The sequence below is a fragment of the Variovorax sp. 01T439_2 genome (genome assembly GCF_056398445.1).
This window is the reverse complement of the sequence record NZ_JBFTPJ010000415.1, coordinates 1-5,787: the sequence shown is the minus strand read 5'-3', so window position 1 is coordinate 5,787 and position 5,787 is coordinate 1. Positions and strand designations below refer to the sequence as shown.

General features: G+C 68.6%; 5 protein-coding genes. All 5 read left to right on the top strand.

What is annotated here, in order from left to right; genetic code table 11:
* Nucleotides 1-410: 410 nt before the first annotated feature.
* The 5 genes from AC1DOC_RS19190 to AC1DOC_RS19170 all read left to right on the top strand — a co-directional run bounded on the left by AC1DOC_RS19190 (nt 411) and on the right by AC1DOC_RS19170 (nt 5,605).
* Nucleotides 411-806, top strand: coding sequence for a hypothetical protein (locus AC1DOC_RS19190; protein WP_230537739.1), 396 nt, complete (start codon nt 411-413; stop codon nt 804-806).
* 94 nt (nt 807-900) lie between these two features.
* On the top strand, nt 901-2,025 hold the full coding sequence (gene miaB / locus AC1DOC_RS19185) for a tRNA (N6-isopentenyl adenosine(37)-C2)-methylthiotransferase MiaB (RefSeq protein ID WP_478130289.1): 1,125 nt from the start codon (nt 901-903) through the stop codon (nt 2,023-2,025).
* Nucleotides 2,025-3,452 carry a sensor histidine kinase gene (locus AC1DOC_RS19180; protein ID WP_478079060.1) on the top strand — a complete coding sequence of 476 codons (1,428 nt, stop codon included), beginning with the start codon at nt 2,025-2,027 and terminating at the stop codon, nt 3,450-3,452. The genes miaB and AC1DOC_RS19180 overlap by 1 nt, the downstream gene beginning before the upstream one ends.
* Nucleotides 3,453-3,570: 118 nt before the next feature.
* Complete coding sequence (locus AC1DOC_RS19175) at nt 3,571-4,182, top strand: hypothetical protein (RefSeq protein WP_230537741.1); 612 nt, start codon at nt 3,571-3,573, stop codon at nt 4,180-4,182.
* Nucleotides 4,183-4,216: 34 nt separating this feature from the next.
* Nucleotides 4,217-5,605 (top strand): sigma 54-interacting transcriptional regulator, encoded by a 1,389-nt coding sequence (locus AC1DOC_RS19170; RefSeq protein ID WP_012746114.1) that lies wholly within the window; start codon nt 4,217-4,219, stop codon nt 5,603-5,605.
* Nucleotides 5,606-5,787 lie beyond the last annotated feature (182 nt).

Below are 5,787 nucleotides of genomic sequence, written 5' to 3'. Positions count from 1 at the left end.
GCGGTGGCAAGCGTGACGAGCGCGGCCGGCGCGCCGTCTGCGGGGGCGCCACCGGCGGCGGCTGGCCTGGCGTTCTTTGCCGCCATGCGATCGCCCGACCCGCTCCACCACCATCCCGCGACGGCTACGATCAACACACCTGCAAGAGCGAGGACGATTTTTTTCTTCATGGGTTCTTGTGCACTTTGGGCTGACAGCGGCTATTGGAGCAGCCGTCGACTCGCAGTGTCCGTGAGTGCCGTAAAGATAAGTAAAGCCGCAATGCCAGGGCCCATGTACAACCCGCTGTGGCAGGCGCCAGGGATGATTTCACCCCGCCGCTAAAATCGCCGCTCCACAGCCTCTGGATATACCCCATGAACCGCTGCAAGAAACCCACGAATGCTCTCACTTTCATAGCGCTTTGCACAGTGGCTGCGAGCCTTTTTTCCATCGGCGCCGCAGCCCAGTCCGAAGTGCCGCGGCCGCAGACCCAGAACGAATCGCTGGTGGGCGGGCGCACTTTCCCGGTCGGCACGCTGCGCGGCAAGTTCATGGTGATCAATGCGCCCGATGTCGAGCTCGACGGCCAGGTCGACCGCCTGGCGCCCGGCGCCCGCATCCGCAGCGAACAGAACATGCTGGTGATGGCGGGCGGCATCGTCGGCCAGAAATACCTGGTGAACTACACGCGCGATGCCGCCGGCCTGCTGCGCGAGGTGTGGATCCTCACGCCGGGCGAGGCCACGGCCAGCCGCGAATCGCTGAACAAGCCCTTCCTGAACATCTGGCCGTTCACTTCGAACGACACCGTCAACACGCAATAAATAAAGAGGCCGGCGGGCCGCGCCCGCCGCGCCGCAGGACGACGCAAGCGCCCTGCATCGGCCTTCCCGGCGGGAAGGGCCAGGAAAGCACCCCATGAGCAAAAAAGTATTTATCAAGGCCATCATCGCGCGCGCCCCCTACGTCGACATCGTGTTCGGCCCGCAGACGCTGCACCGCCTGCCCGAGATGCTGAACGACCGCGAGCGGCTGGACCGGCCCCAGGTCGACATCAGCTTTCCCGAGATCGAGAAGTTCGACCACCTGCCGCCCGCGCGCGTCGACGGCGCCACGGCGTTCGTCTCGATCATGGAAGGCTGCTCCAAGTACTGCAGCTACTGCGTGGTGCCTTACACCCGCGGCGAGGAAGTGAACCGTCCGCTGGACGACGTGCTGGTGGAGATCGCCGGCCTGGCCGACCAGGGCGTGCGCGAAGTCACGCTGCTGGGGCAGAACGTGAACGCCTACCGCGGCCGCATGGGAGACACGGCCGAGATCGCCGACTTCGCGCTGCTCATCGAATACGTCGCCGAGATTCCGGGCATCGAGCGCATCCGCTACACCACCAGCCACCCCAACGAGTTCACGCCGCGGCTGATCGAGGCCTATGCCAAGGTGCCGCAGCTGGTGAGCCACCTGCACCTGCCGGTGCAGCACGGCAGCGACCGCATCCTGATGGCCATGAAGCGCGGCTACACCGCCATGGAATACAAGAGCACGGTGCGCAAGTTGCGCGCCATCCGGCCCGAACTCGCGCTCTCCAGCGACTTCATCGTCGGCTTCCCGGGCGAGACCGACGAAGACTTCGCCAAGATGATGAAGCTGATCGACGACTGCCAGTTCGACAACAGCTTCAGCTTCATCTTCAGCCCGCGCCCCGGCACGCCCGCCGCGGCGCTGCAGGACGACACGCCCCATGCGGTGAAGCTGGCTCGCCTGCAGACGCTGCAGCGCGTGATCGACGGCAACGTGCGCCGCTTCGGCGATGCGCTGGTCGGCACCACGCAGTGCGTGCTGGTCGAGGGGGCTTCCCGCAAGGATGCGAACGAACTGATGGGCCGCACCGCCTGCAACCGCGTGGTCAACTTCGAAGGCGACGCGCGCCTGGTCGGGCAGATGGCCGACCTGCGCATCACGCGCTCGCTGGCCTACACGCTGCGCGGCGAGGTGGCCACGCGCGAATCGTCGACGGTGCCGGTTCCCGCCGCGCTCGCCGCCTGATGGCGAAGCGGCCGTCCAGACGGGGCTCGTTCCAGCAGCTCCTGCTTTTCGCGTTCCTGCTGATCACCGCCCTGCTGGTGGGCGTGGCGCTGCGCTCGGTGTTCCAGTACGACGCGCTCATGACCCAGAGCCGCGATGCGGCGGCCCGCGCGTTGCGGCTCTCGGGCGCGGCCCAGTCGCTGGCCGAGCGCAGTGCCGCCATGGAGCGCGCCGGGCGCCAGTCGCTGGTGCTGAACGACGCCGTGCTGCGCCGCCGCTTCGACGATGCCGCGCGCGAAGCGCACCAGGTGCTCGAACGGCTCGAGCGGAACGGCCTCGCGCCGTCGGGCATCGAGCTGTGGCGCGCCCAGCTCGGCGTGATCGAGGGGCTCATGAGCGGTAGCGCCGACAGCGCGCTCTCGCGCGAAAGCGGCATGGCCATGCAGTTCCGCGAGCTCGATTCGCTGAACACGAATCTGGCGCAGCAGGCCCAGTTCCTGATCGAGCTGCAGAACGACGCGCTGGCCAAGCGCATCGAGAACGCGCGCCGCCGGCTGATGCGCGAAGTGGTGGCCGCCAGCATCCTGGCGGTGTCGCTGGCGCTGGCTTTCGGCATCTGGCTCGCGCGTCCTTTCAAGCGGCTGGAGCACGCCATCGTCGGACTGGGCCAGAACCGGCTCGACGAGCCCATCGACATCCGCGGGCCGGCCGACGTGCGGCGCCTGTCGCAGCAGCTCGAGTGGCTGCGCCTGCGCCTGACCGAGCTCGATGCCGACAAGGCACGCTTCCTGCGCCACGTCTCGCACGAACTCAAGACGCCGCTGGCGGCGCTGCGCGAAGGCGTCTCGCTGCTGGAAGACGGCGTGACGGGTCCGCTCAATCCGGCGCAGCTCGAGGTGGCGCAGATCCTGAACCAGAACACCGTTTCGCTGCAGGGCCAGATCGAGGCGCTGCTGCGCTTCAACGCCGCCGCCTTCGAGGCGCGCGAACTGCGCCGCGAACGCACCGACCTGCTGCCGCTGGTCGAAGAGCAGATCGAGGCGCAGCGCCTGCAGTGGCAAGCCCACGGCCTGCGCGTCCATGCCGAGGGCGAGTCGATCACGCTCCCGGTGGACCGCGCCAAGCTCGGCACGGCGGTGGCCAACCTGCTGTCCAACGCGATCCGCTATTCGGCGCGCGGCGGCGTCATTTCCATCGTGGTGTCGGGCACGCCCACCACCGCGTGCATCGATATCAACGATGCCGGCCCGGGTATTGCCGAGGGCGACCGGGACCGGATCTTCGAGCCTTTCTACAGGGGCGAACGCCAGCCCGAGCATGCCGTCAAGGGCACGGGCATCGGCCTTTCGATCGTGCAGGAGTACATTGCTGCCCATGGGGGCCGCATCACCCTGCTGCCAGAGGGGCCCGGCGCGCGCTTTCGCATCGAACTGCCGCGCACGGCCTGAACAACCCACCGTGAAGCCCCCCAGGCACACACCTGAAAACAAACACCGCCTCTTGCCTTTTCTTCAATCCATGCTTTTTCCGTTCGTCCGCAGTTCGACCCTGTCCGGGGCGGTGGCCATGCCTTTCGTCCTGCTGCTGGCCGCCTGCGCGACGCAGCCCGCACCACCCGCCGAGGCCGAGGCCCTGCCGCCGCCGCCCGCCGTGCCGCGCGTGATGCCGGTCGAGGCCGAGCCCAAGGCGCCCGCCACGCAGCCCGCCTCGCTCTTCACGCTGATGACCCAGGGCCCGGCCGCGGCCATGCTGGCCTATGCCGACAAGGTCCGCCCGCTGGGCGGCGCCGAGCTGGCCGCCGAAATCACCCGCGCCGGCGATCCCGGCGATTCGCCCACCGCCCAGATGCAGCTCGCGCTGCTGCTCGCACAGACCCGCGTGCCGGCCGACCTGGCGCGCGCGCTGGGCCTGATGCAGCGCGTGATCTCCAACCCCTCGCCCGAGGCGCAGCCGCTGCAGCCGCTGGCGCGCGCACTGGCCGCGCGCTACGTGGAGCAGCGCCGCGTCGAGGACGACCGCGACAAGCAGGCGCAGCAGGTGCGCGAAAGCCAGCGCCGCATCGACCAGCTGAACGACCGCATCGAGGCGCTGCGCGCCATCGAGCGCAGCTTCGCGCGGCCCAACAACGTGCCGCCGCCGACCCTGCCTCCGCCCGGCGGCACCAGGCCCAATCCATGAACCGCAGCCGGCGATTGCCCAAGGAACCCCATCGATGAGCACGACCGGCGCGCGCCTGCTGGTGGTCGACGACGACCCGGACATGCTGCGGCTGCTCTCGATGCGGCTGAGTTCGGCCGGCTACCAGGTCACGGCCGTGACCTCGGCCGAAACCGCGCTCACGCAGCTCGAGATCGAGCACCCGCAGCTGGTGCTCAGCGACGTGCGGCTGCCCGGCCGCGACGGGCTCCAGCTGTTCGACGAGATTCGCAAGCGCCATCCCTCGCTGCCGGTGATCCTGCTCACCGCCCACGGCACCATTCCCGATGCGGTCGAGGCCACCGCGCGCGGCGTGTTCACCTATCTCACCAAGCCCTACGACGGCCGCGAACTGCTCGACAAGATCGCGCAGGCGCTGGCGCTGGGCGCACCGGCCAGCACGCCCGCCAAGGCCGGCGACGAAAGCTGGCGCGCCGAGATCGTGAGCCGCAGCAACCGCATGTCCGAGCTGCTGGCCGAGGCGCGCATGGTCGCCAAGTCGGACGCCTCGGTGCTGCTGCGCGGCGACAGCGGCGCCGGCAAGGAACTGCTGGCGCGCGCCATCCACCGCGCCAGCGCGCGCGCCGACAAGCCTTTCGTGGCCGTCAATTGCGGCGCCATCCCCGAGGCGCTGCTCGAATCCGAACTGTTCGGCCACATGAAGGGCGCCTTCACCGACGCCCATGCCAACCACAAGGGCCTGTTCCAGCAGGCCGACGGCGGCACGCTGCTGCTCGACGAAATCGGGGACATGCCGCCCGCCCTGCAGGTCAAGCTGCTGCGCGTGCTGCAGGAGCGCGCGGTGCGCCCGCTGGGTGCCAGCCAGTCGATCGAGGTCGACGTGCGCATCATCTCGGCCACCCACCGCGACCTGGACGTGGCCATGGAAGCCGGCCAGTTCCGCGAAGACCTCTATTACCGGCTCAACGTGGTCACGCTCACGCTGCCGCCGCTGTCGGCCCGGCGCGAGGACATTCCGCTTCTGGCCAACCACTTCCTGCAGAAGCTCTCGACCAAGTACGGCAAGCGGCTGTCCGGCTTCGCGCCCGAGGCGCTCAAGGCGCTGGCCACCGCGGCCTGGCCCGGCAATGTGCGCCAGCTCTACAACGTGGTGGAACAGGTCTGCGCGCTGTCGAGCTCGCCATTGATCCCGCTGGCGCTGGTGCAGCGCGCGCTGCGCGTGCCCACGGTCGAGGTCCAGACCTATGCCGAGGCCAAGCAGCGCTTCGAGCGCGACTACCTCGTCGGGCTGCTCAAGCTGACCGACGGCAACGTGGCCGACGCCGCCCGGCTGGCCGACCGCAACCGCACCGAGTTCTACCGCCTGCTGCAGAAGCACGAACTCACGCCGGGCCACTTCAAGGCCGACGCTGTCGCTCCGGGCAATGAGCCTGTCGCCGACTAGCGACGCCCCTAAGTTGTTGATTTAAAAGGCCATTTTCCACCAGCCTCGCGGGCTTGTCGGGATTCGGCGACAAAAACCGGGGTTTCGGGGCCTTCCAGACGGCCCCAACCCCGAAAACCGCATCCAGATCGCCCTAAGTCGTTGATCTGAAAGCATTTTTCCAGCCTGGCACAGGGTTTGCC

Bases quoted from the DNA above. Each gene is read 5' to 3' on its own strand.
- miaB (WP_478130289.1), top strand. From the start codon at position 901: ATGAGCAAAAAAGTATTTATCAAGGCCATCATCGCGCGCGCCCCCTAC.
- AC1DOC_RS19180 (WP_478079060.1), top strand. From the start codon at position 2,025: ATGGCGAAGCGGCCGTCCAGACGGGGCTCGTTCCAGCAGCTCCTGCTT.
- AC1DOC_RS19175 (WP_230537741.1), top strand. From the start codon at position 3,571: ATGCCTTTCGTCCTGCTGCTGGCCGCCTGCGCGACGCAGCCCGCACCA.
- AC1DOC_RS19170 (WP_012746114.1), top strand. From the start codon at position 4,217: ATGAGCACGACCGGCGCGCGCCTGCTGGTGGTCGACGACGACCCGGAC.